The sequence below is a fragment of the Priestia filamentosa genome, assembly GCF_900177535.1.
In the GTDB taxonomy this organism is placed as follows: Bacteria; Bacillota; Bacilli; order Bacillales; family Bacillaceae_H; genus Bacillus_I; species Bacillus_I filamentosa.
Window position 1 is genome coordinate 723,624 of record NZ_FXAJ01000002.1, and the last position, 23,084, is coordinate 746,707.

The window sequence follows — 23,084 nt, forward strand, 5'->3', positions numbered from 1 at the left end:
AAGAAAAAATCTCCTGTCCTCACTTAGGATTTCCATCAAGTGTTGCTTCCTCTTTATTAGATAAGAATGCTTTAAATTCTTTTGAGGATGAAGATCGAACAACAAGATAAATAACACCTAGCCCTAACCACAAAATCCCTACTGTTTTCCCAGCTGTCGAAAGTCCCCATAAAATATAGAGACACACGATGGTTCCTAGTGATGGAATGATTACATATTTCACTACATTTCTTTGCTTGTTTTTTATATAGTAATGGTTAATCACACATATATTGACAAAGGCAAACCCTAATAATCCACCAAATGCGACAAGATCTGAGACCAATTGCATATTTAGCGATAGAGCTCCTATGATGCCAGCTATAGACATTAAAAGAATGTTATTAACCGGTGTTTTATATTTCGGATGGATATACCCAAAAAACCTCTTTGGCATGACATTATCACGCCCCATTCCTAAGAGTAAGCGACTTGAAGCTGATTGACTTGCCAATGCACTTGCTACTCCAGAAGCTATAATCATTACTGTAATAAAGGTCTGGAGAAATAGACTACCAATAGTATCGAGTATGTTAAAAAAGGCTGTATCCGGATTTTTAATCACTGTATAATGACCTACTATAATTACAGCTAAATAGGTCACTGAAACATAAAATATGGTTTGAATAACGCATGTGAACATGATAGCTAGTCCAATCTTATTCCCGCCCACACTCGTTTCTTCTGCTAAAGTTGTAATTGCGTCAAATCCAAGATAAGCAACGATTACAATAGCAGCTCCGCTAATAATAGCACCAATAGAGAAGTGACTGGAATCATAGATCGCCTTAAATTGAATAAGAGATACATTTCCTGTTACAATATAATGGCCTGCACTTATGGCAAAAACTAAAACAGCTAAAATCATTAAAAGGACTAATACTGTATTTACTTTAGCAGCAACTTCAACACCCATTATATTTACTACTGTAATAGGAAGGGCAAAGATAAGGACCCATGCCCACACCGGAATACTTGGCACAAGAGCATGTGCAAAATTAGAACTAATAAGAAAGGTAAGCATCGGAATTAAAAGATAATCAAGTAGCATTCCCCATCCTGCAATAAAACCTATCTTAGGATGAAGCGCATGCTGTGCATACGTATAAGTAGAACCAGCTACAGGATATGCTTCTACCATTTTCCCAAAACTGTAGGCTGTAAATAACATAGCAACAAATCCAATGATATAAGAAAGCACTGAATGTCCTTCGGAAACGACTGTTATAATTCCAAATAAGGACATCGCTGCTACTGGGGCCATGAATCCTAGACCGAAGATGACTAAATCTCTTAACTTTAGTGTTCGATTAAGTTCAATTTTATTTGGACGAAAGGCTATGTCATGTACTGATTTCTCTGTCTCCAATCTTCTCCCCCTTTCTAAATAGTCCCTAAAAAAATTGAGTTCTCACTACATCTCTTTTTCTGACAATATAAAACTTTCTTCATTCTTCCCTAATAGAGTTAGGAGAAGAATGAAATTTAGCCACCATACCAGTTCATTGCTCGTTCATTTAAATCCACCCAAACATGTTTTGTTTGAGTATACATTTCTAGGGCTTGTACCCCTAACTCACGCCCAAATCCGCTTTGTTTTGTTCCGCCAAATGGGGCTCCACTATCCAGAAAGCTATAGGCATTCACCCAAACGGTCCCAGCTTTAATTCCGCGTGCCATGCGATGTGCACGTTTTAAGTCATTTGTCCAAACTCCAGATGCTAATCCATAAATGGTTTCATTTGCCTTTTGAAGGGCATCCTCTTCGTCACTAAATCGGATAATAGAAGCTACTGGTCCAAAAATCTCTTCTTTAGCAATCGTCATTTGATTCGTAACATTTTCGAAAACGGTTGGTGTGAAGTAGTATCCATCTCCAGCTCTTGTAAAGCGTTCTCCTCCTGTTACTAGATTGGCTCCCTCTTCTATTCCTATTGACACGTACTTTTCAATTTGTTCTAGCTGTTTATTTGAAACTTGAGGACCCATTTGAGTTGTTGAATCAAGTGGATTTCCAACACGTATAGATTGGGCTTTTTTAATGAAGCGTTCTATAAATTCCTCATAAATCGAATCTTGGACAAAAATTCTAGATCCAGCTGCACATACTTGTCCTTGGCCGAAATAGATTCCGAAAGACGCCATATTTATCGCATCTTCTAAATTTGCATCATCGAATATAATATTTGGTGATTTTCCACCAAGCTCTAGTGAAACAGGTTTTAAATGTTTACTTGCTGATTGCATAATAAGTTGGCCTGTACGAGTCGAACCTGTAAAAGCAATCTTATCAATTCCAGGATGAGAAACTAGAGCATTACCTGCTGTATGACCGAATCCTGGTACTACATTGATGACCCCGTCCGGAAGACCCTCCTCTTGGAATATCTTAACTAACTCTAAAATGCTAACTGGTGTTTGCTCTGCCGGTTTTATGACAATAGTATTTCCCGCTGCAAGAGCAGGAGCGACTTTCCACATTGTAAGCATGAGTGGAAAATTCCATGGAACGATTGCTCCGATAACGCCTAAAGGTTCTCTTAATGTATAATTAAATCGGTTCATTGGAGAGGCCAATGTTTCTCCACTTAGCTTATTTGTCATACCCGCATAAAACTCTAAAACATCAATTGTTGCTGGTATTTCAATCAGTTTAGTCTCGTTAATAGGCAATCCATTATCTGCTGATTCTATTTCAGCAAGAAACTCTGCTTTCTCTCTCATTTTTAAGGCAACCCTATATAATAAGCGTCCCCGTTCACTTGGGTCCATTCGTACCCAAGGTCCATTTTCAAATGCTTGACGAGCTGATTTAACCGCATATTCTACATCTTCTGTTCCTGCCTCTGCTACAACGGCATGTACTTCCCCAGTCCCAGGATTAATAGATTCAAAACTTCTGCCTGAGATGGAATCAACCCATTTTCCATCAATAAACATCTTATAATGTTTCATATCCCAATATCCCCTTTCTACTGTAGTCTGTAGGAGAAACTCTTTGCTAATCTCGCCCTAAGTAATTTCTTATCCATGTGGTTTAGCTTATAGGTTCCTTCCAGTAATTAAAGATTATCAAGACACAGCTTTAATTTATTGGATAAATCGGAACAATCAGAATATTTTTTGAAGAGTAATAGAAAAAAGCATTCTTCATAAGCAAAGAATGCTTTTTTCTGAATCTATTTGTCATATTCTTTGATACCTTCTGCCAGTAAGCCTATATGGGGTTATATATCCAAAATCCCTAAATTCATTAATGAGATGGGACTGATCATAATATCCATTTTCATAAATAACATCATCTATAGTGGAATGGTTATTATTTAACAGCATATTTAATGAACATTGAAACCTGATAATTTTACTAAACAGTTTTGGGGAAATGCCAATGTGAGTTTCAAATTGTTTACGCAAATATCTTGTTGAATAGCCTACTTCACTTGCTAATTGATTCATAGATATATTGCCCCTCGTCGAGTAAAGAAAATGTATAGCTTGTTCCACAGGGGATGATGTATGAAAATCAAGCAATATATTTCTCAACGTTCTATTAAATATATCTATCCTCTTTATAAAGTACTCTTCTCCTACAATTCTTTCTACAATTGTATTATCCATTGAAATAAGCTCAATTAAAGGAAGTTCTTGATCATGCAGTTCCTTTAAAGTATAGTCCATTTTTTGAATATGATAGAGATACGGAATTCTAATCCCAAAGTAAGTCGTATTTGGGATTAGATTTATACACTTACTTTTACTAACATTCCCACAAACCTTTGCCCCTGGTAAACGTTTATCACAACTAATTAGAATATCAATACATCCATCTGGCACAACCGTAACTTTCTCTTTTATATCTCTCATTTTAAATTGATAGAAAACGAGAACAGGCTCATTCTTTAAACCTTTCTCCCTATGTTCCACATAATACTCTGTGTAAGATTGAAATTCAGGTTGGGACGGTAAATAGCTATTATTATTTACGTTAGGTAAACAAATCACCATGTATATCTCCTTTAAATAGTTAATGGATATTAATCATAAATGTTTATGTAATTTCTCATATTTTAATAAGATACGGTTCATCCCTTAGTACTGAATAAACATCGATTATTTACATTTATAAGAAAACGCTTACATTAAAGTACTTATTATTTCAACTCTAGAATGAATCTCTTGTATCTATCTCCAACTTTATTGTATCTATTATATAGATTCTTCTAAATAGACTCAAGTATTTGTCAGAATATCCTTTCTTATAAGCTTATATCTTTATCCCTATGCTATATAACCAATGCTTTTCCCTTCGTAATTATGTCCATTAGTTGTCTTGGACTGTAATAACTAAATTTTTTATATTCATTAAATGCGCTTGATCATAATATCCACTTTCCTCAATTATATCGCATATTGAATAATTCTTATCGTTCATAAACATAGAGAGAGAGCATTGAAAACGAACAATTTATGAAAATAACTTAGGAGAAATTCCAATATCTTGTTCAAATTGTTTTACGTACATATCTTGTTGAGAGTCCCAACCTCTGAGCTAAATCGTTCATTGTGATATTTCCTTTACTTAAATGTATGTTATATAAGGCATTCATCACAATGGGAGAACAACGATCTTCATTTAAAAATAAGGTACCTATTGTTCCTTGAAATCGCTGTATTCTCTCTTCAAATGAAGGGATATTAGCTAATTGATACGCAGGATCATCTAATGACAATATATCCTTTATTGGCATTTTACACTCAACTATATCTTTCATAGAACAATTCCATGTTAAAGATTCTCCTCCTAGAGGAAATCTCACACCGAAGTATTCTGCCCCTGGAGTAAGTTGGATTTTCTTACTTCTAAGAACACTTCCACAAACTTTCCCATAAGGAGCTTGAGGCACACAAGTAAACCAAATATTTATACATCCGTCAGGCATCACCATCATCGAATTAAAAATAGAATGGCATTTAAATTGATAATACAAATAGAACTTGTTTCTTTTCTGATCAAACTCTCTCTTTTCTATAAAATAAGCTGTCTTCATTTTAAACTCGGATTGTAAAGGAATCTGAAAACATCATTTTTTCCTATTCCTCATCTATATTAGAGCAATAGTAGATAGTAACATTATAAGAGCAAGTAGAGTTTAAATCTTCTTTTTTGTTAACTTATTTTACACGTTATATTTTAATCATGTCCTAAATATGATTGAAATATCGTTTGTACATTTTCTCCAAATCATGTGGTCACTTCCATCTCCCCAGTAATCCTTCAGCAAATAACGGGGTTCCCCTAGTTTTTTCTTCCATATTTTCTGGGCATTGATATATCCGCTATCCAAACAAAATTCTTTAATTTTCCGATTCTGCAAGGTAAGAACCATTACATTGAAAAGTAGGGTCCCTATACCCATTCTTTGATAATTAGGATGAACAAATACCGTTCCTATCTCATTCCATTCTTTTAATTCACCATTTGTACAACGATTAATCAGATCACTAGCAGGACCATATTCAATAGTACCAATAACTTGATTATGCTTTTTATCCAGAGCTATTAGGAAATATCGGTCCTTTCCACAGCTATCAAAATCACATTTTAAGTATCTCTTCTTATCTTTAATTTCATTTTCCATATCCTCAAGTAACGCTGATAAACCTTCTTTGGCAAATGTATCTTGAATGACGGTTTTAAAAAATTGATGAATTTCTTCATTTTCTTCCATTCGTGGTCTCCTAATTTCAACCTTATTCACTTAAAATCACTCCTTACGATTCTAAAATCCTCTTTTCAATTTAACTTTCATACTTTTTATTTGGTCAGTCCCATAAAAGCTACATAGTTAGCTATGGTCTTTACGATTTTACTGTTCTAGCAGCCTATAAATACAATATATCTTAAAAAAACTTGATCCTTGCTTAAAAATGAAGAAAAAGCTCAAAAAAACTTGAGCTGTCTTCAGAAGATCTTATTATTAGACGTGTATAAATACTAAGACTCAAATCGTTATATTCATTAAAACCAGATACAAAATGGGGATAGTGACTAATGTGCAAAGCGTTGTAAAAAAAACGGCTAATGAGGCAAAATATGAATCTCCCCCATATTTGAGAGCGTATAGGGAAACAGTAGGTGCACAAGGCATACCAGACATAAGGACAGCTACACCAATCAATGTAAATGGAAGAGGCAGTAGTGTCAGAGGGAAAAGAATAAGCGGAAGAATAATCAACTTAACAATGGCTATTTGCCAGATTGAGACATTTTTCAATAAAAGAAATACATCTTTGACCTTTATATTTTTCAGTAAACTACCAATTAATATCATAGATAGAGGAATAGTCATTTTCCCTATAGTGTTTAATATATCCGATACAAATTGAGGGAATCCAATTGGTAAAAGAAAGATAAGGAGACCAGCTATTGTTGACAAGATACCGGGATTAAAAAAAACCTGTTTCCATGGAAATGAAGATGTAGAACGAAGAAACAAATAAATGCCATAGCTCCAAATAAGTAGTAAGTAAGCAAAATTGAACATGGTAGCATATATAATCCCTTTTTCACTAAATAGAATATAGCAAATGGTATAACCAATAAATCCTTGATTACCAAATATGATTAAAGCTTCAAATACATTTTTTCGCTGAGATGCTATTTTAGAACGCTTCCTCATCAACCGAGCTATAACACATGCCGATAACAACACATATAACGATGAAATAAAAAGAATCAATAATTCTTTTCCCATACTATAGGAAAATGGAACGTTCATTGAATACAATATAAGAGCTGGAAGAGTAATATATAAGAGCAACTGAGTGATGACCTCGTTTGCATTAGCATCTAAAATATTGATTTTTCTCGCCACATATCCTATTGCAGCCATACTGTATAAGCCAATCATCTCTTTAACAAAAGCTAATAAGAGTACAATATTCATCATGTCATTTCTCCCTAAATTCAGTGATGCTAAAGACAGAATAAATACATTTTTGTATAAAAAAGACCCTGTTATTGATGGATTCTGTTTTAATTATGAGCTTGAAAATACGCTTATCATCTTATTGCCTATATCTTATGCTCGATAACATTTCTAAGCAACTTGGCTACGGGTAATTTTGATGATGCCTCAGTTTTTTCACCACTGGGATTGAAAAGATGCTAAGTACTGTGACGACTAGCACAACAGTTTTACGCTGCTAAATAGCGGGATGAGTAAGCTGTAGTGTTAAGGAATCTGGCTTTTCTTTGTATTATTTGCATCATATGTTTTAAGGCACTTTTACGAGAAAATAAAAGCAATACAGTAAAACTGCATTGCTTTTTGATTATGACACAAAAGTACTAAAACGAACTTTTATCAGGATCTCAGAATAGAAGATTGATCACTCCTCTTCGAAAAGTGCTAGGGGACTAAATGCTTCATAATGAATATTTTCTCTTGATACACCCCATTTTACTAATATGTTCAGAATAGATTCCATAAATGGAATGGATCCACACAAGTAAAATAAGGATTCTTTTGAAGAAACAGTAGATGTTAATACTTCTCGATCAATGATTCCTTCTTTATCAAAATCATGTCCCATCCGGTCCTCTTTATTAGGGGAGCTATAACAAATAAAGGATGTGACGTTTTCTTGATTCTCAGCTAATTCCGCTACATATTCTTTAAAGGCATGTGTTTTACTATTGGTGGCTCCATGAACAAAAGTTACTTGACGTGTAGATTGTGTTTCAACTAAAGTATTTAGCATGCTGAAGACAGGCGTAATCCCAATCCCTCCACTTATCAACACAACGGGTAATTCACTATGATCAAGAACAAAATCTCCTGCTGGAGCGGAAAATTCTAATTGTTCTCCAACTTTTACTTGATTATGTAAATAGTTTGAGACAATACCGTCTGGACTATCATCATGAGCATCTTCACGTTTTACACTGATTCGATAATACGGTTTTCCTGGAGATTCTGAAAGACTGTAGTGACGAATATGAGTATACTTTTCACCTGGTATCGTTGCTTTTAGCGTCAAATACTGTCCAGCTTTGTAAGAAGCAATGCCTTTTCCATCAGCAGGTTTTAAATAAAAGGATGTGATATTGTCACTTTCGTCAACTTTCTTATCTACGTAAAAACTTCGATATCCATGCCATCCACCAGGCTGACTCTTTGTTTCTTCTTCAAGATTCTTCTCAAGGTTAATGAAGGCATCCGCAATATATCCATAGGCCTTTCCCCAGGCTTCAATAATTTCATCAGTAGCAGCATCTCCTAAAACATCTTTTACTGCTTGAAGTAAAGTCTCCCCCACCACAGGATATTGCTCTGCTTTCACCCCTATAGCACGGTGCTTTTGAGAAATTCTTTCGATTACGGGTTTGATAGCCTCTAAGTTTGTAATATGTTCTCCTGCAGCATAAACCGCGTATCCTAACGCTTCCTGCTGAATTCCGCGTTTCTGATTTGTTTGATTAAACATATTGTACAAATCAGGCTCTTTTGCAAATAGTAACTCATAAAATCTTTTGCCAATTTCTTTACTATGTTCTTTTAAAACCGGTACTGTTGATTGCACAATTTCAATTGTTTTAGGGTCAAGCATTTCGTTTCATCCACCTTTTATAACTTATTGAGATAAACTATAGCGTTTATACGATGTAAGTTGGACATATGTACCAATTGATATTATGTACAAGAGCAGTTATGCATATCCATACTAAAGGACATTCTGGCTCCTTATATCCAAATGACGGTAGTGAATTAAATAGATAATAGGCAACTCTTTACGCTTTCTTACTTTAATGACAAGTTGTAACTGTCGTATACCTTAAATAGCCTTCTATCATCCAAATGACAGAAGGCTATTTAAAGTAAGATAATTTGCTGACTACATGCAACATAGTTATCTTTTTCATTATTTAGCGGACTTTTAACAAGTCCGCTATTATATATAAATTTGCGATAATAAAAAAATCGAGTTGTGATAAAAGTCTTATTTAGCTGTGTATCCACCGTCAACAAGAAGTGTTGTACCTGTTACAAAGTCATTTTCAGCTAAGAAGATAACAGCATGTGCAATTTCCTTTGGTTCACCTAGTCGACCAATAGGATGTTTGGCTACTAGACCATCATAGTACTCACCCATTGCCTCTTTGTTCACTAGTCCAGTTTCAATAAATCCAGGAGCTACAGCATTTACTCGAATATTCCGATCCGCATATTCTAATGCAACGGACTTTGTTATTAAATTGACAGCACCTTTACTTGCAGCATATGGAATAGAAGTTGGTTCACCAACTGTGCCCAAAATAGAAGAAGTGTTAATAATAGAACCGCCACCCGTTTTAAGCATTTGACGAAGAGCGTATTTAATCCCGTAAAAAACACCATCTTGGTTCACAGAAATCACTCTCTTATATTCTTCAGCCGTTAATTCGTGAGTAGGTGTTTGAACACCAACCCCAGCATTGTTAAAGATGATGTCTAACCCTCCAAAATGTTTGACGGTTTCAGAAACAAGATTTTCAACTGATTGCTCATCAGCCACATTAACTGTGATAAATAAAACATCCTTATATGTTTTTTTCAACCCTTTTTCGACGCTTACTCCAGCTTCATTATTGTAATCCCCAATAACGACTTTCACTCCTTTTTCTAGAAAAGCTTTAGCAGTAGCTAATCCGATACCAGAAGCACCACCCGTTACAATTGCAACTTTGCCATCTAAGTTTGTCATAATCTAATTCCCCCTTGAAGTAATAAAAAGGATTAACAAGCTCTTCATATTTTTTCTTATCTTCTCTGTTTTATACTTACACCCTGAGAACCAAAACAAAATAGAAAATATAATCTCTGCTACCATTTTTGAAAAGCGCTAGAGAAGCTACATGATCACTTCCCTCACTATTTCTGGTGACAATTTTCACTTTATTATCACAAGCAAATTAGTTGCTTTGGCTAATGGGAATCTAAGAAGGTTAGGTTCCATTGCTTTTCCGAGAAAAATACTAAAAATATAAAAAGCTCCCTGTTTACTAACAGAGAGCCCTTTATATTTAAAGTTATTCATTTAAATGAATGTAAAGCTTTTTAATAAAATCTGAATCTATATCTACCATGTAAAAAGCACCTAAATTGTTATGCAGCTTTTCAACCATTTCTAAGGCATTCTTATAAGCTGTTTTCAATTCACACTCTCTTAGTTTTGCAGTTATTGAAACATAGTCATGATAAGATTGAACACTTATATCCGCCTCTAAGTTTTTGGTACTGTTTAACCAACGTTCTACCGTTTTTTCCTTTACTCTTATGAGTTGTAATATATATTTTTGCACTTGTGTTAAAATCTCTAAAGAGCGTGCTAACTCTCCTCTTTTCATTACATTTACACCCATCAGCCAAGCGTTTACAACATTATTAAAAGTGAAATTTACATTTTCATGAGTCATTCTTTCTGGACCAGATCCACCTAATTCTTCAAGCAAAGGCTGTAATTGTTCTGTAGAATCGTAAATATACATCGACTCAGGATTTGGGAAAACTCCAGTAGATTTAAAACTTTTGATAATTTCTATTTTTGATTCAGGGAGAAAATGAAACTCTCCCCGAATCATATTTGAAAATATGACTACCTCTGTTCCATACTCATTGTAAAATATCAAATCAGCGGCATTTACTTCAGAGATCCAATGTCTTGAGTTAAAATGATTTATATTCTGATCCCTAATGAATATATAAAACTCAACATCTGAATGCTGATCTCCTTCTCCTTTAGTAAAAGACCCATACATCATACAAGCTGAGACTGATTCATCTTCAATACATTTATTTTTAACGTTTTGAATGATTCTCTCTTGAATTAGCACATTCAACACTCCTTATCTAATATTTTTATTTTTAGATAAGGGGTTTATCAAACACTGGACAGCATGAGCAACACATATAACATACTCCTTCCATTTTTAATTAACATGAGTATTAGGTATAGCTCCTCTTATTCAAAAAATGCTTGAGAATATTGAACAACCCCCCGTATGTTTTTAAGAGCGTCCTTAGTTAACTCCATGGCCATAAAGACTTCGGCTGGGACTTCGAATGGTGATTTTATATTCCATAAACTTGCTGGTTTGAATCCGAATTTTGGATAATAATCTTGATGACCTAATACAATAACAGACTGATAACCAAGCTCTTTTGCTTTTTTTAATGCATGAGTAATTAATAAACTTCCGATTCCCTTTTTCTGTTGATTTGGTGATACAGAAACTGGGGCAAGAGCCAGAGAATCTACAGTCCTGTCATCATTTACGATTTTAATTTTAGATAACATAATATGACCTACAATTTCGTTATCTACTGCCACTAATGAAAGTTCAGGAATAAATGCATCCGATGTTCTAATCCGATGTACAAGTTCATGCTCTTTCTGATCGCTAAACTCTGCTTGTAAAAATGCTTGTTTTACAAGTTCTTCTGTTTTTTGATAATCCTCCTGACTTTCTTGTCTAATCATTATCGGCATTTCATCTCATCCTTTATTTTTTCTTATCTCTTTTTGAATTTTACGAAGCGCCTTTTTGGAACCGCGTTCTATATCATGCTGTGTTTTTCGGGTAGTATAATCGATAAACAAGGTCTCTAAATCATAGCCGTCTGGATATAGTTCCTTTGCTGATATTTCTAGGGAAAGACGCTTAACATTTACTTCTACAAATTCTTTATTGTAGAACACTACAACATTATAGAAATTATCCTTTTCTCTATAGATAATCCCAAAGTCATTGTAATCTAATAATTTCACACGATCGCCTTTTCTGTATTCATCCTTTTCTTCAGGCTTTTCTTTAACAACCTTAGGTTTTCTGATTTTATTCTCATCTACCCGCTCTAAATGATATCCTTTGTTCTCCATATAGTACTTCGCTCTTTGTAGAACATTTTCTCGTACATTCATTTTTCTAGAAATCCAAAGCGCGTTACTTTCTCCTGATTTTCCTATTAATAATTGATACATTGGTTCTAATGTATCGCTATTAAATTGCATTGCTGCATTCATAAAATCGCTGTGCATTTCTGAGAAACGTTTAATTTCGCCATAATGAGTTGTCGCTACTGTTATACATCCCATTTGGTAAAATTCCTCTAAAATTGAAATTGCAAGTGCAGCTCCTTCATTCGGCTCTGTACCACTTCCTATTTCATCAAATAGTAAAAGGGTATTATTGTTGGATGCGCTCATAATCTCTGATACATTTTTCATATGAGATGAAAATGTACTTAGCGCATTCTCTATACTTTGATTGTCTCCAATATCAACAAAGATGTTGTCAAATACGGCTATTTCCGTTTCTTTGTTTGAAATAATGTGAAAGCCTGACATGGCTGCTAATGTGACTAACCCGATGGTTTTTAGAACAATGGTTTTCCCGCCAGCATTAGGACCCGTAATAATCAAGCTACGATAATCTTTCCCTATCTCAAAATGAAGTGGCACAGCTTCTCTTGTTAAAAGGGGATGTTTACAATGGACCAATTTGATATATCCATAATCATTTAACTTCGGTTCTATCCCTCCAACATGCTTACTGAACTTTGCCTTCGCAAACACCATATCATATTGACTAATCAGGTCCATATTGATCTTGATTTCATGAATATTCTCTAAAAGCATTCCTGATAACGTAGCTAATATTTGATACTCTTCTATCGCCTCTTCAGCTTTTAGACTTGAGAGTTCCCCATTTAGCTTTGTAATGGTATTTGGCTCAATAAAGACAGTAGAACCTTTAGAAGAAACCTCAATTACCGTTCCTGGAACCTGATTTTTATAGGAAGCTTTAATAGGAATTGTATATCGATCATCTTTTTTACTAATAAAGAACTCTTGAATATACTTTTTATGTGAACTGCTATTGAGAAATTTATTTAAGCGTTCCTTTATTTTTTCCTCAGCCGCTGCCATGTTATGCCGTATTCGTTTTAGCTCTCTACTTGCCGCTGAATCTACACGATTTCCCTTAATTGAAAAATTAATTTCTTCTTCAATACTTTTAAATTCAGTCATTGAGTGGGCGTAAGATGTTAATAGGGGAGCGAAAAACTCTTTATTCATCATAAATTTTTTCATTTTTCTACACCCTCTTAAGAAGTCTGATACACTTACCAACTCACTTGGATCAAGCATCATCCCTTTTTCAAGATTTTGTATTGTATGATCAATATTAGATATGCCTAAAAACGGCACATGACCCTCTGCGTCTAAGATTTCTCGTGCTTCTGTTGTTTCATTTAAGCGATGTTTAACTATTTTTATATTTGTACTTGGCTTTAATTTATCTAGTAATTGTTTACCTAATCCACTTACACAATAAGATCTAACAATCTGTTTTAATTCGTTATATTGTAACTTTTCATAAGTTGCATGATTCATTTTCCATTCTCCTCACTGTGATTTATTCATTTCACAAGCGAAGATACCTACTCATTAGATTTCAATGAGGTTTCAAACATAGAAGAATATTATTTACTACTTATCTAAACACAAAAAAGCTGCGGGGATACCGCAGCTTTTTACATTACAAGGCAAGTATAATATATAAGGAAATAAGCCATTAAAACAGAGCTATTCCCTTACTATTACATGCTTTATAAAGTACTGTAGGTATCTTCATAGGTTTTAAAATAAATCCATAGCAAATACAGGCACATTATGTACCTCATTCACTGCTGCTATCGTATTTATTTCATTTAACTTTTCCTATTTAGAACCTACCGCACTCACAAAAAGCACCTCTCATTAATTTATTGTAATTTTCATTGAAATCTAATTTAATAATTTTATCATACTATGGATGGATAAAAAAGTAAAGTTGAACTACATTTTTGTTCTTAGAAATCACTCTTCATTTTTCCGATAATAATCCCCTATTTTATCTATACGGTTGGTCCATATGCCCCCTGAGTAATCGTTTGGAAGCCTTTTTAAATCTTGAACAGAATCAAAACCAGTTGAAAATTCACTTCCATTCCCACCAACAATAATTGTACGAGTATTGACATCATCCATTCGATTTAAAAAGCGGTTTGGCCATCCCCAGAGGATAGGAGCGATTTTTTCTGGTATATGTAATTCTGTATTTTCACAGGCATTTGGTACATTCCCTGTCCATCCTGTTGCTATATATGGAATAAGACAAGCTTTCATCGTTGCTTTGGACATAACTTTTAAATTTGGCATTTCCTTTTTCAATGAATCAATCGGTTCGTCTCCCCCATAAACCGTTATATTTTCCAACCGTTTCTTAGAAAAATGGGATAAATACTGTGCTAATTGTCTTCCTTCCTCTGGATCATTACTTTTTACATGAATAAGAAATGCTTGATGAGGAAAATATTCCATTACTTCATTCAAGGAAGGCATAAGATTAACTCCCTTACCTCGAAAAGGATATGTTTTTCCCCCATCAGCCGTATATCCGTATCCAATATCTAATTTTTTTAACTCAGCCATTGTATAATCCCTTGTAACGCCCCTTCCATTTGTTCGGCAATCTATTGTCCAATCATGAAATACGGCAAATTGATTGTCTTTTGTGATATGCACGTCAAGTTCAACCATATCAGCTCCATCCTCAAAAGCAGCTTTCATAGATGGAATGGTATTTTCTAAAAAATTGTGCTCCGGTTTGTAAATCCTTTCAGCTGTACATGTATCATTTTGAATATCTTTCATAGTAAATGTTTGCGCAACGCCCCTATGAGCAAGCAAAAAGGGCTGACTCTCTCTTTTCTGAGCTAGTAAAGAACTATTATTAAAGTAAATAAAAGCTATGATCACTCCGAAAATAAGCCATGTAGTTCTACGTTTAAAAACTTTTTTTAAAAACTTCATAGTCTCCTCCAATTAGTCAATATAACTTGTTATCAATTTAGAATCATATAAAAGACTATGAGTAATTTCAATAATTGAACGATTACAAATTCCTATTAATATTAGCATAATTGTAACTACAAATAATTTTAATCACTAAGTAAGAAAATAGTTATAAATACTTTATGTATACTCTAGTTAATATATTAAGAATTAATGAGAATAAAAGATACCTTACCTCTTTTATATGAACTCCAAAGGAGAAGGAATTATTTCCCCTTATTCTTGTAATCATTCGTTTTCATGAGATTTGTTAAGAACCTCGCTTTAGCTTCTCTATACTCTTCCATACTTTCACCGTTAAATTCTTGTTTAATTTGATTATATTGTTGTCTCAAATTTTCGTTTTCCTTTAAAACCTCTGTGATTTTCCAAAATATATCGAGAGATGAGTTTCTCACTGTTAATTGGATACCTAAAGGAGGGTTTCTGGCGTCATCCTTAAACGAAATAAATGTATCAGATGACACACTTCCTGCATTGATATGATAGTATTTTACTAGAACCTCTTTTGATGAATTAAAATGCTCTTGATTCACTATTACTTGAATATCTACATCCCCTTTAGTAAGACTTCCGGGTACAGCTGTACTTCCTACATGATGAATTTCCGCATGGGGAAATAACGACTGTAACTTTGTTTTTTCTTCTAAGAATAACGTTTCAGCTGCTTGACGAAATACATATTCTGCTTGAAAGTAAACTTTCTCTTCCGTAATAAACCCCTTTGACTAGCAGTATAGTGAATTTTTGTTTCTAAGGAACTTTATGAACTTAATTGAACATCGCCTGATGAAGGATGTTTCTCAACTTTATACATCAGGTTAATATTTAACGCCCCCTCATATTGTAATCGTTTTCCTATCATTAGTAAATTTGTATAATATTTAAATCTAATTTACATAAACTATTCTGGGGAAGTGAAGAAGCCATAGACTCTTTATTAATAAAGAGTCTATGGCTTTTTTCTCTTTTATTCATTTTACTTTTAGATAATAATTTTATATACGTGACTACTTGTATGTTAGTAAAACAGTGCTTAATGCATTACTAATCCACCATCGACATTTAAGCATTGACCCGTAATAAAAGAGGCCAAATCAGAAGCTAAAAATAATACGCTGCCAGCAATATCTTTAGGCTGGGCCAAGCGGTGCAAAGGTGTCAATTGAATAATTTCGTTTCTGACATCCTCTTTTGTCTCATGGCTAGAATCAGTTGGATAAGTCAGACCTGGAGCAACAGCATTAACAGTGATACCAAAACCTCCTAATTCCTTGGCAAGATTTCGGGTATACCCAAGCAGTGACATCTTCGCTGTTGTATAGTCGTGATAAGGAACAATTGGAAAATGTATTAAGTTACTAACTATATTAATCATTCTTCCTGACATTTGGTTCTTCATATGAGGCATTGCAGCCTTACATATATTATAAGCGCCACGTACGCTTCCTTCCCATTGTTTGTTGTAATCTTCCCATTCCATCTCCCACGCTGTTTTTCTCGTTTTAGGGTTAAAGGTATAGTGACTTAATGCATTGTTTACAACTACATCAATGGCACCAAAAGAATCAACAATGGCTTCTATCATTTCATTTACTTGATTGCTATCTGTCACATCTGCCCTAATCGCAACGGATTGACCACCCATTTCCTCAATTTCCCTAACAACTTTACCCGCCAGGTGCTCATTGTTCAAATAATTAATAACAACAATTGATCCTGTGGTACCAAACTGTCTAGCCATCTCAGCTCCAATTCCCCTGCTTGCTCCTGTAATTAATACTATTTTCTGCTTTAAATTCATGGTTACTCCACCTTCTATTCAACATCTGGATCAAAACGTTCTAAGTTCTCTTCTACATTCCGTTCAATATCTGTCACTCTTACAAGATCAAGGAGATTAAATCCTCCATCATGGTGCCAACCTGGCTTTGCTTGATTCATTTCCCCGACTGGAGTAATTCTATTTACACCCAATCCTCCTAGGCAGTCGGCTAGTTGGAATAACCTCGAAGGAGCTACTGCAACTCCGCATGACTGTAAATATGGTTGATACGGCTTAATGATATGAACTGCCTGCTCAATTGATTCTACTACTGAGTAAACGTGAATAGAGCGATTCAAGGGAGAACCTTCAAATCCAAGTTCCTTATGATAAATAACAGTCCAAGATGTACCCCTTTCGCTTGAAAGAACTGTTACATTCTCTTGTTGCAAGGACTCTAGCTCAAAGCGGCTTCTTAACCGTTGAATAGACATAGCCTCTGCATCTGTTAGCTTCGCTCGTGGTCTTTTTTTATGATAACGTTCAAGTTCTGCGCCTAACATTTGGGCGAATTGTTTTGCGCTAACTCCTCCACCTTCTTCCACAAAAACGGCCTGGGGTGATAGACAGCTTTGTTGGTCATAAACACTAATATCCTCCGCTAATTTCTGAATGGTTTGATAATATAAATCAGGAGTCAAAGCTTCTCTGCCAATTAAGGAAAAGCTAATTTTATGACCATAACTTAAGAACTTCTTATGAGGGGGAACCTTGTCTCTCAGTTTTTCAACAGTATCATTTGCTCCATAAACAACTACAGCCTCGCTATTTTCAATGGCTGTTATTTCTAATCCATTCGTTCCCCCTTTCCATGGGAGGATCGCAATCGTTTCGGCAAGTTTTTCATCAACCTCCGCCAATGACTCTGTAAACAAAACAGGAAGCAGAGGTTCAGCCATTGAGACTTTTCCGATCGTACTTGATTTCACCATGAGTCCCATTATTAAACTCCAAATTTGAACCCCGGGAACATTTCCGGAGAAAACGTGAAAAATGGTACCTGGTCCAAAAGCCCTGCTCATACCGCCGGATTTTCGAGGGCGAAATTCATCTAACATTGCAGGCTGGTCGAACTCTTCATCGAGAAAGCGCAGTAATTCTTTTTTTCGAAAGGTACGCATATATCTTTTTAGTTGCAATCGAACCATCTCTTGATCATAACCCGTTATAATAGGAATAACTTTTTCTGCTAACTTACGAAGCGGATAGTTTGGATTTAGCCATTTTTGAACAGCCATATCAATTTTGTTGATAATATCAGCAATAGGCATAGAAGCTAAATACTGATTACGATTGATTTGCACTTGATGAATAATTTTTTCTAACACATCCCCTGTAATAACAGGAACTTTTAATGTGAAAGTAATATCGCTACTCTCAATCGTTTTCAACTGAAAGTCGTTTAATTCAATGGAATTAGGCACATGAAATATATTTAATTCTTTTATAGTTTTCACTACCTTACCGCACCACCTGAATTTGACTGTATTAACTGATCAACGGCAATGGAACAGCCTCTTGCCTCAGAATCTTTTATTCTTCCAAGCAGAACGAAACCATTTTCCGTTTGATAGCCAAGATCTTCTGTTAAAAGGGCTAGGCACGAATTCCAATTGGCAAGATCGTAATGGGCAATAACACCTTTCTCCCCCTCTTGGACAGGTTCTAGCGTTTCCGTATTTAAAATAACGGTTTTTATCCAGGGACCTGCCGCTTTATCGTGGAGAACAGATGGATACAAATAGCTACTTACAATCGTTTGATCATAGATTTGAGAACTGAGTTCCGTCATTCCATACATATTGATGCATTTATCACGACCGATTTGAAAATACGTCTGAAACTCAGTGTACAACTGCTCCATATCCACTTCCCGTGACTGACCTTTAAAACCTCCTGTATCAAAAATTCGGCTTTTTTCTGGTAGCCTGAATTGGATTCTCTTTTCTTTTAAGTAATCGAGGATATGAACATAAGCAAAGCTCGCTCCCATTAGCATCACAGGCTCTCTTTTCTCCTCACATCTCTTTAATTGGGAAACAAACCTTTCGAAGTTAAGTCCCTCTTCACTGAAAAAGAATTCGCTGTTCTCTGTTCCAAAATAGGACACAGCATTTGATAAGTATCTTGATAAGGAAGAATTTTGGTTAAGATCTTCCGCAGGTGAAAGCACAAAAATAGTCATCTTCTCATAGTCTGGCATCACAAATCGCTTAAACGGCCTTTTCATAGAAGCGTCCCAAACAGTAAGATCAGGATGATAATTTTTCCCTTTCGCCTCAGGATTCGTTGTCCCACTTGTCATAAAAACAGCTTCTGCTTCCTCGATTGGTTCACAAGATAGCGTTAATTCCTTGTACCCCTGAATTGGCATTGGGGGAATATCTATCCATCTTTTTACTGTCAAAGGCGTTCTTTTTCTCGCCTGACAAAATTTCTTATAAGCCTTATTATGCTTAAACTGATATTGAAACAATTTTAGTGCTAGCTCATTATATGTTGATTCAGCAATATCAGGATTCGTTTGCTTTTCTTGTGCATTGCTTTCGATAAACTGTAAAATTTCATCTGTAACCTTTTTTGAATCTTCTCTCATTCTAAACGCCCTCTTTTCAGTCTATTAGGTATAGTTATAAGTATTAGTTGTAGAAAGATAGTAGTGAATGCTCCAATTAATAAACTATTAGAAAGCATTGTACCTAAGATTCCATCTATATTACCGGAATAATGGGGTAATGAAAGTGCAAGCAATATGGATAATCCGATGATAAGATAATTTTTGTCCGTATTTTCCGCTTTAGTAAGAATAGAAATACCTGTAGACACAAGTGTAGCCGCAGCAGGCAAAAAGATTCCTCCTACAACAGGAGAGGGTGTTAAAGCAAGTAACGCTCCAACTTTCGGAAAGAATCCAAACAGGAGGAAAATACACCCAGCCACCATAACCGGATATCTTGAAGCTACCCCTGTCAATCTCAGTAATCCGACATTTTGAGCATACGCAGTAGTAGGGAATCCTCCAATAAGGGAAGATAGGAATGAACCAGCGGCTTCGCCCGCAAACCCATTGCGAATTCGTTTTTTATTAATTTCAGTATTCAGCATTTCACCTGAAGCTTGGTATACTCCCATTGCTTCAATAATGGCTACAATATATACGACAAAGAAAGTTAAAAAGGGTTCCCACTGAAACGTTAAATTTCCATATGGAAGAAACTGTGGAATTCCAAACCATGGTTTACTTTCAATTAGAGAGAAATCAGCTTTTCCAAGCATAACGGCAAGCATGTCTCCAACAACTAGTGCAATTAAAAAGGAAAAAGATTTCCATAATCCTTTACCAAAAAGAGATAAACTTAATACGATGAGGGAGGTTGTAATTGATAACGTTAATGTTGATGGACTTGCAAATGATTCATCCCCAGGCGCCCCTCCTAAGAATTCAGATAGAGTGAACTCTGATAAAGATATTCCAACAAGAAAAATAACGGTCCCTGAAATGACAGGGGTAAATAACGACTTTAAACGGCCGATAATACCTGTAATAGATAAAATAAACACAATAATTGCACTTAAAAAAATCCCCCCGCTCGCAGCAGCTAAGCCGTTCGCTTTACCTGCTGCAATCATAACCGAATCAAAAGCAGCGGACGGTCCCTGCACAATAGGTAATTTTACTAGCTTAGTAGCCTGAATTAATGTCACTAACCCAGCTACAATGAATATAGCACTTACGATATTTGCCGATTGTGAAAGAGGTAAACCGATCATTGCAGCAACAAAGATAGGATCTAGCCAAACGTTTGAAACACAAACATGCTGCAATCCATAGAGAAAGGTTTTTGAAGACGACAATTTTTCATCCAATGCTATCTTTTCTTCATAATGATTAGTAGTATCTTTTGCTTCTTCCTTCATAGCTGTCTCCTTACGCTGTAGTGTTTACAATTCTGATCTAGGCTGCCATAAAAACGGATATTTTGTTTTATTACATAAATTCCCCCTTCTGCTTTATCTCAGTTAATCCGTTCAAGTGCCTATTTTTTCTAGGATTTTTTAAAATAGGTTGGCTCTAAAAGCACTCCAAACGAAAATAGAGCATAATAAAAACCAGGCCCACTTTTGGACCTGGTATAGTATAGTAATAAAGAATAATGTTTATCTTAGCTACTTTCCTACGCTGGTATAATCCAGATCAGGTCCAAAGGGTTAAAAAACATCGGTTTTTCTCTCAGCCCCGTTTCGGGCACCCCTAGTAGAATTGTATATTTATTTATCGACTCTAATAATAACTTTAAAATCTAGATAAGTAAAGACTCATATAATGGTAGGAAACTTTATAGTCTATAAAAATAGATTAGCCTCTACTCTTTTGATAAATAATCATAGACAGTTTCAGTTACAGGAACTCCTTCTCTCAGTCTCATTTCCTCTTTTACTTGCTCAGGCTCTCCTGGTACCATGACCTTTGAAAACCCCTCGGCAGGTGTTATTTCATGAAGTTCCTTTATCATTTGATCCATATTGGCTAGAAATGTATCATGATCAGTGAAAATAGCCGGGTTAATGGCACATAAGAAATGTCCAAGTTTACGTTTCTTTGAATAGTCACCATACATTGCAGTAATATGAGGACCAAATGCTGCTCCAGCAAGTAGACCTGAAAGCACATCCACTACCATCGCAAGTCCATAACCTTTAGGCCCAGCAAATGGCAGCAAGGCTTTTACTTTGTGTGGATCTGTAGTCGGCTTTCCGTTACCGTCCACTCCCCAATCAGAAGGAATAGAGGTACCAGCTTCGCGCGCATGAAGGACTTTCCCAAAGGCGACATTGCTTGTAGCCATATCAAGAATCACTGGTTTATGTTCAAGAGCAGGAAAACCAAATGCGATTGGGTTTGTACCAAAAAAAGGATTAGCTCCACCAAATGGCACCACTACTTTATCTGTATGAGTCATAACCATACCAATCATTTTATGTTGGGCAGCTTGCTGGGCAAAATAAGACAATGCCCCGCAGTGACTGCTGTTAATAGCTGTTACCATCCCAATTCCGTTTTTATTTGCTAATTTGATAGCGTGGCTCATCGCTTCCTTAGCAACTACATGACCCATGCCATCATCACCATCAAAAACAGCAGCAGATGGAGCTGTATCTCTTATAGAAAATTGGGGACTAGGGTTTAGCCCTCCTTCGGTTAAGCGTTTAACATAATGTTCCGTTCTTAGTACACCATGAGAACTGACTCCTCTTAAGTCTGCGTGAATCAAAACATCTGCTACTACAGTCGCATGATCTTGGCGAAGACCAGCCTTTGTTAATTTCTTTCCAACAAGTTCCTTTAATTGATGATAAGCAACAATTACATCTGTCATTTGGCTAAACTCCCCTTTTTAGCATTTTCGTCTTCTTTTTTAATCTTCATGGCCTTTTTGAATTTTCCTTCTTAAATTAGCTTTTTCAAAGGAATGGGAGGGATAACTAGCGGTAAATATGTGAAAATTCCCCGCTTAGAGAACTAGATAGAAATAAACAAAACGCATCTATATAGGACTATGCAAGAAAGGATAATGAAAAAACAGATCATCTTATCGCTAAATAAAAAAGAACCCATTTTGAAAATATATCATTCAAAACGGATTCCCACGTTACTTTTCAGAAAAGGATAATCTTGTTATTCTCTTCGGCGATTCAATTGGTACTTTGACCAGGCTCTTTTATAGTTATATTCTATTTATTGTTTATCCAGGGAATACTCTACGACAAGCTATATGTGCTGCCTGTACTCCTCCTCCTGCATTTATGGCTGCGCCAAGGGGACCACCAACAGACGCTCCATAAGCAGCTGCTCCTACAGTTACCATAGCCACACATTCATCAAAATCTGCTTCAGGATGAGAGTTTCTAAACATTACGGCTAAACCATCAGCATTTTCGCTAATCTTTTCTCGAATATCATCCGTAATTCCGTTTAAAATATTTTCACTTTCCTCAAAAGTGTAACTCAATCCGTTTTCAAAACCATTTACCGCATTATTTACAGCGTCGTTTACTGTACGACCTGCACTTCTAAGCTTATCTTCAAATGACATACGGTTGCTCCTCCTAAGGACTTAATTTATCAGATTCTTATATATCTTCCTCACTTATAAGAAATTATATTCGATTCTTAAAAAAGGTTCTTAGGTATCTAAGTATCCTGAATCTCGAAGGAGAGCTTTTAAATTTTTATAATAAAGAAGAGGTATCAAAATCATTCGCTTTGATACCTCTT

Annotated in this window: 19 protein-coding genes and 1 riboswitch; all 19 genes read right to left on the bottom strand. The window is 35.4% G+C overall.

The window, feature by feature from the left end:
• Nucleotides 1–19: 19 nt before the first annotated feature.
• Nucleotides 20–1,408: an APC family permease gene (locus tag B9N79_RS10655; protein WP_019394246.1), complete on the bottom strand. Its 1,389-nt coding sequence runs from the start codon at nucleotides 1,406–1,408 to the stop codon at nucleotides 20–22.
• Between the two features lie 116 nt (nucleotides 1,409–1,524).
• Nucleotides 1,525–2,994, bottom strand: a complete 1,470-nt coding sequence (locus tag B9N79_RS10660) for an aldehyde dehydrogenase family protein (protein ID WP_019394245.1) — start codon at nucleotides 2,992–2,994, stop codon at nucleotides 1,525–1,527.
• A gap of 231 nt (nucleotides 2,995–3,225) precedes the next feature.
• Nucleotides 3,226–4,044 carry a helix-turn-helix transcriptional regulator gene (locus B9N79_RS10665; protein WP_046217346.1) on the bottom strand — a complete coding sequence of 273 codons (819 nt, stop codon included), beginning with the start codon at nucleotides 4,042–4,044 and terminating at the stop codon, nucleotides 3,226–3,228.
• Nucleotides 4,045–4,541: 497 nt separating this feature from the next.
• On the bottom strand, nucleotides 4,542–5,087 hold the full coding sequence (locus B9N79_RS10670) for a hypothetical protein (RefSeq protein ID WP_085118234.1): 546 nt from the start codon (nucleotides 5,085–5,087) through the stop codon (nucleotides 4,542–4,544).
• Nucleotides 5,088–5,234: 147 nt separating this feature from the next.
• Entirely contained in the window at nucleotides 5,235–5,798 is a 564-nt protein-coding gene (locus B9N79_RS10675; RefSeq protein ID WP_026009700.1) for a GNAT family N-acetyltransferase, read from the bottom strand.
• A gap of 243 nt (nucleotides 5,799–6,041) precedes the next feature.
• Entirely contained in the window at nucleotides 6,042–6,989 is a 948-nt protein-coding gene (locus B9N79_RS10680; RefSeq protein WP_239695470.1) for an AEC family transporter, read from the bottom strand.
• A gap of 442 nt (nucleotides 6,990–7,431) precedes the next feature.
• On the bottom strand, nucleotides 7,432–8,652 hold the full coding sequence (hmpA, locus tag B9N79_RS10685) for an NO-inducible flavohemoprotein (protein ID WP_046217348.1): 1,221 nt from the start codon (nucleotides 8,650–8,652) through the stop codon (nucleotides 7,432–7,434).
• A 390-nt stretch (nucleotides 8,653–9,042) separates the two neighbouring features.
• A complete protein-coding gene (locus tag B9N79_RS10690; protein ID WP_046217349.1) occupies nucleotides 9,043–9,786 on the bottom strand; it encodes an SDR family NAD(P)-dependent oxidoreductase in 744 nt (247 codons plus the stop codon).
• Nucleotides 9,787–10,111: 325 nt separating this feature from the next.
• Complete coding sequence (locus B9N79_RS10695) at nucleotides 10,112–10,915, bottom strand: hypothetical protein (protein ID WP_046217350.1); 804 nt, start codon at nucleotides 10,913–10,915, stop codon at nucleotides 10,112–10,114.
• Nucleotides 10,916–11,043: 128 nt separating this feature from the next.
• On the bottom strand, nucleotides 11,044–11,571 hold the full coding sequence (locus B9N79_RS10700) for a GNAT family N-acetyltransferase (protein ID WP_046217351.1): 528 nt from the start codon (nucleotides 11,569–11,571) through the stop codon (nucleotides 11,044–11,046).
• 6 nt (nucleotides 11,572–11,577) lie between these two features.
• A complete protein-coding gene (locus tag B9N79_RS10705) occupies nucleotides 11,578–13,479 on the bottom strand; it encodes an endonuclease MutS2 (protein ID WP_046217352.1) in 1,902 nt (633 codons plus the stop codon).
• 465 nt (nucleotides 13,480–13,944) lie between these two features.
• Complete coding sequence (locus B9N79_RS10710) at nucleotides 13,945–14,940, bottom strand: glycerophosphodiester phosphodiesterase family protein (protein ID WP_085118236.1); 996 nt, start codon at nucleotides 14,938–14,940, stop codon at nucleotides 13,945–13,947.
• A gap of 248 nt (nucleotides 14,941–15,188) precedes the next feature.
• Entirely contained in the window at nucleotides 15,189–15,698 is a 510-nt protein-coding gene (locus B9N79_RS10715; RefSeq protein ID WP_046217353.1) for a GrpB family protein, read from the bottom strand.
• A 320-nt stretch (nucleotides 15,699–16,018) separates the two neighbouring features.
• Nucleotides 16,019–16,786 (bottom strand): 3-oxoacyl-ACP reductase, encoded by a 768-nt coding sequence (locus B9N79_RS10720; protein WP_085118239.1) that lies wholly within the window; start codon nucleotides 16,784–16,786, stop codon nucleotides 16,019–16,021.
• A 14-nt stretch (nucleotides 16,787–16,800) separates the two neighbouring features.
• Nucleotides 16,801–18,264, bottom strand: coding sequence for an acyl-CoA reductase (locus B9N79_RS10725; protein WP_085118242.1), 1,464 nt, complete (start codon nucleotides 18,262–18,264; stop codon nucleotides 16,801–16,803).
• Nucleotides 18,264–19,403, bottom strand: a complete 1,140-nt coding sequence (locus tag B9N79_RS10730) for a LuxE/PaaK family acyltransferase (protein ID WP_046217356.1) — start codon at nucleotides 19,401–19,403, stop codon at nucleotides 18,264–18,266. Before B9N79_RS10730 ends, B9N79_RS10725 begins: the two co-directional genes overlap by 1 nt.
• Complete coding sequence (locus B9N79_RS10735; RefSeq protein ID WP_182928719.1) at nucleotides 19,400–20,725, bottom strand: solute carrier family 23 protein; 1,326 nt, start codon at nucleotides 20,723–20,725, stop codon at nucleotides 19,400–19,402. Before B9N79_RS10735 ends, B9N79_RS10730 begins: the two co-directional genes overlap by 4 nt.
• 237 nt (nucleotides 20,726–20,962) lie before the next feature.
• Nucleotides 20,963–21,071: riboswitch (TPP riboswitch) on the bottom strand.
• 100 nt (nucleotides 21,072–21,171) lie between these two features.
• On the bottom strand, nucleotides 21,172–22,185 hold the full coding sequence (gene allD / locus B9N79_RS10740) for an ureidoglycolate dehydrogenase (RefSeq protein WP_046217357.1): 1,014 nt from the start codon (nucleotides 22,183–22,185) through the stop codon (nucleotides 21,172–21,174).
• Between the two features lie 366 nt (nucleotides 22,186–22,551).
• Nucleotides 22,552–22,902, bottom strand: coding sequence for a hypothetical protein (locus tag B9N79_RS10745; RefSeq protein ID WP_048896799.1), 351 nt, complete (start codon nucleotides 22,900–22,902; stop codon nucleotides 22,552–22,554).
• Nucleotides 22,903–23,084: the final 182 nt, after the last annotated feature.

Bases quoted from the DNA above. Each gene is read 5' to 3' on its own strand.
- B9N79_RS10665 (WP_046217346.1), bottom strand. From the start codon at position 4,044: ATGGTGATTTGTTTACCTAACGTAAATAATAATAGCTATTTACCGTCC.
- B9N79_RS10745 (WP_048896799.1), bottom strand. From the start codon at position 22,902: ATGTCATTTGAAGATAAGCTTAGAAGTGCAGGTCGTACAGTAAACGAC.
- B9N79_RS10730 (WP_046217356.1), bottom strand. From the start codon at position 19,403: ATGAGAGAAGATTCAAAAAAGGTTACAGATGAAATTTTACAGTTTATC.
- allD (WP_046217357.1), bottom strand. From the start codon at position 22,185: ATGACAGATGTAATTGTTGCTTATCATCAATTAAAGGAACTTGTTGGA.
- B9N79_RS10680 (WP_239695470.1), bottom strand. From the start codon at position 6,989: ATGATGAATATTGTACTCTTATTAGCTTTTGTTAAAGAGATGATTGGC.
- hmpA (WP_046217348.1), bottom strand. From the start codon at position 8,652: ATGCTTGACCCTAAAACAATTGAAATTGTGCAATCAACAGTACCGGTT.
- B9N79_RS10690 (WP_046217349.1), bottom strand. From the start codon at position 9,786: ATGACAAACTTAGATGGCAAAGTTGCAATTGTAACGGGTGGTGCTTCT.
- B9N79_RS10720 (WP_085118239.1), bottom strand. From the start codon at position 16,786: ATGAATTTAAAGCAGAAAATAGTATTAATTACAGGAGCAAGCAGGGGA.
- B9N79_RS10705 (WP_046217352.1), bottom strand. From the start codon at position 13,479: ATGAATCATGCAACTTATGAAAAGTTACAATATAACGAATTAAAACAG.
- B9N79_RS10735 (WP_182928719.1), bottom strand. From the start codon at position 20,725: ATGAAGGAAGAAGCAAAAGATACTACTAATCATTATGAAGAAAAGATA.
- B9N79_RS10700 (WP_046217351.1), bottom strand. From the start codon at position 11,571: ATGCCGATAATGATTAGACAAGAAAGTCAGGAGGATTATCAAAAAACA.
- B9N79_RS10660 (WP_019394245.1), bottom strand. From the start codon at position 2,994: ATGAAACATTATAAGATGTTTATTGATGGAAAATGGGTTGATTCCATC.
- B9N79_RS10710 (WP_085118236.1), bottom strand. From the start codon at position 14,940: ATGAAGTTTTTAAAAAAAGTTTTTAAACGTAGAACTACATGGCTTATT.
- B9N79_RS10670 (WP_085118234.1), bottom strand. From the start codon at position 5,087: ATGAAGACAGCTTATTTTATAGAAAAGAGAGAGTTTGATCAGAAAAGA.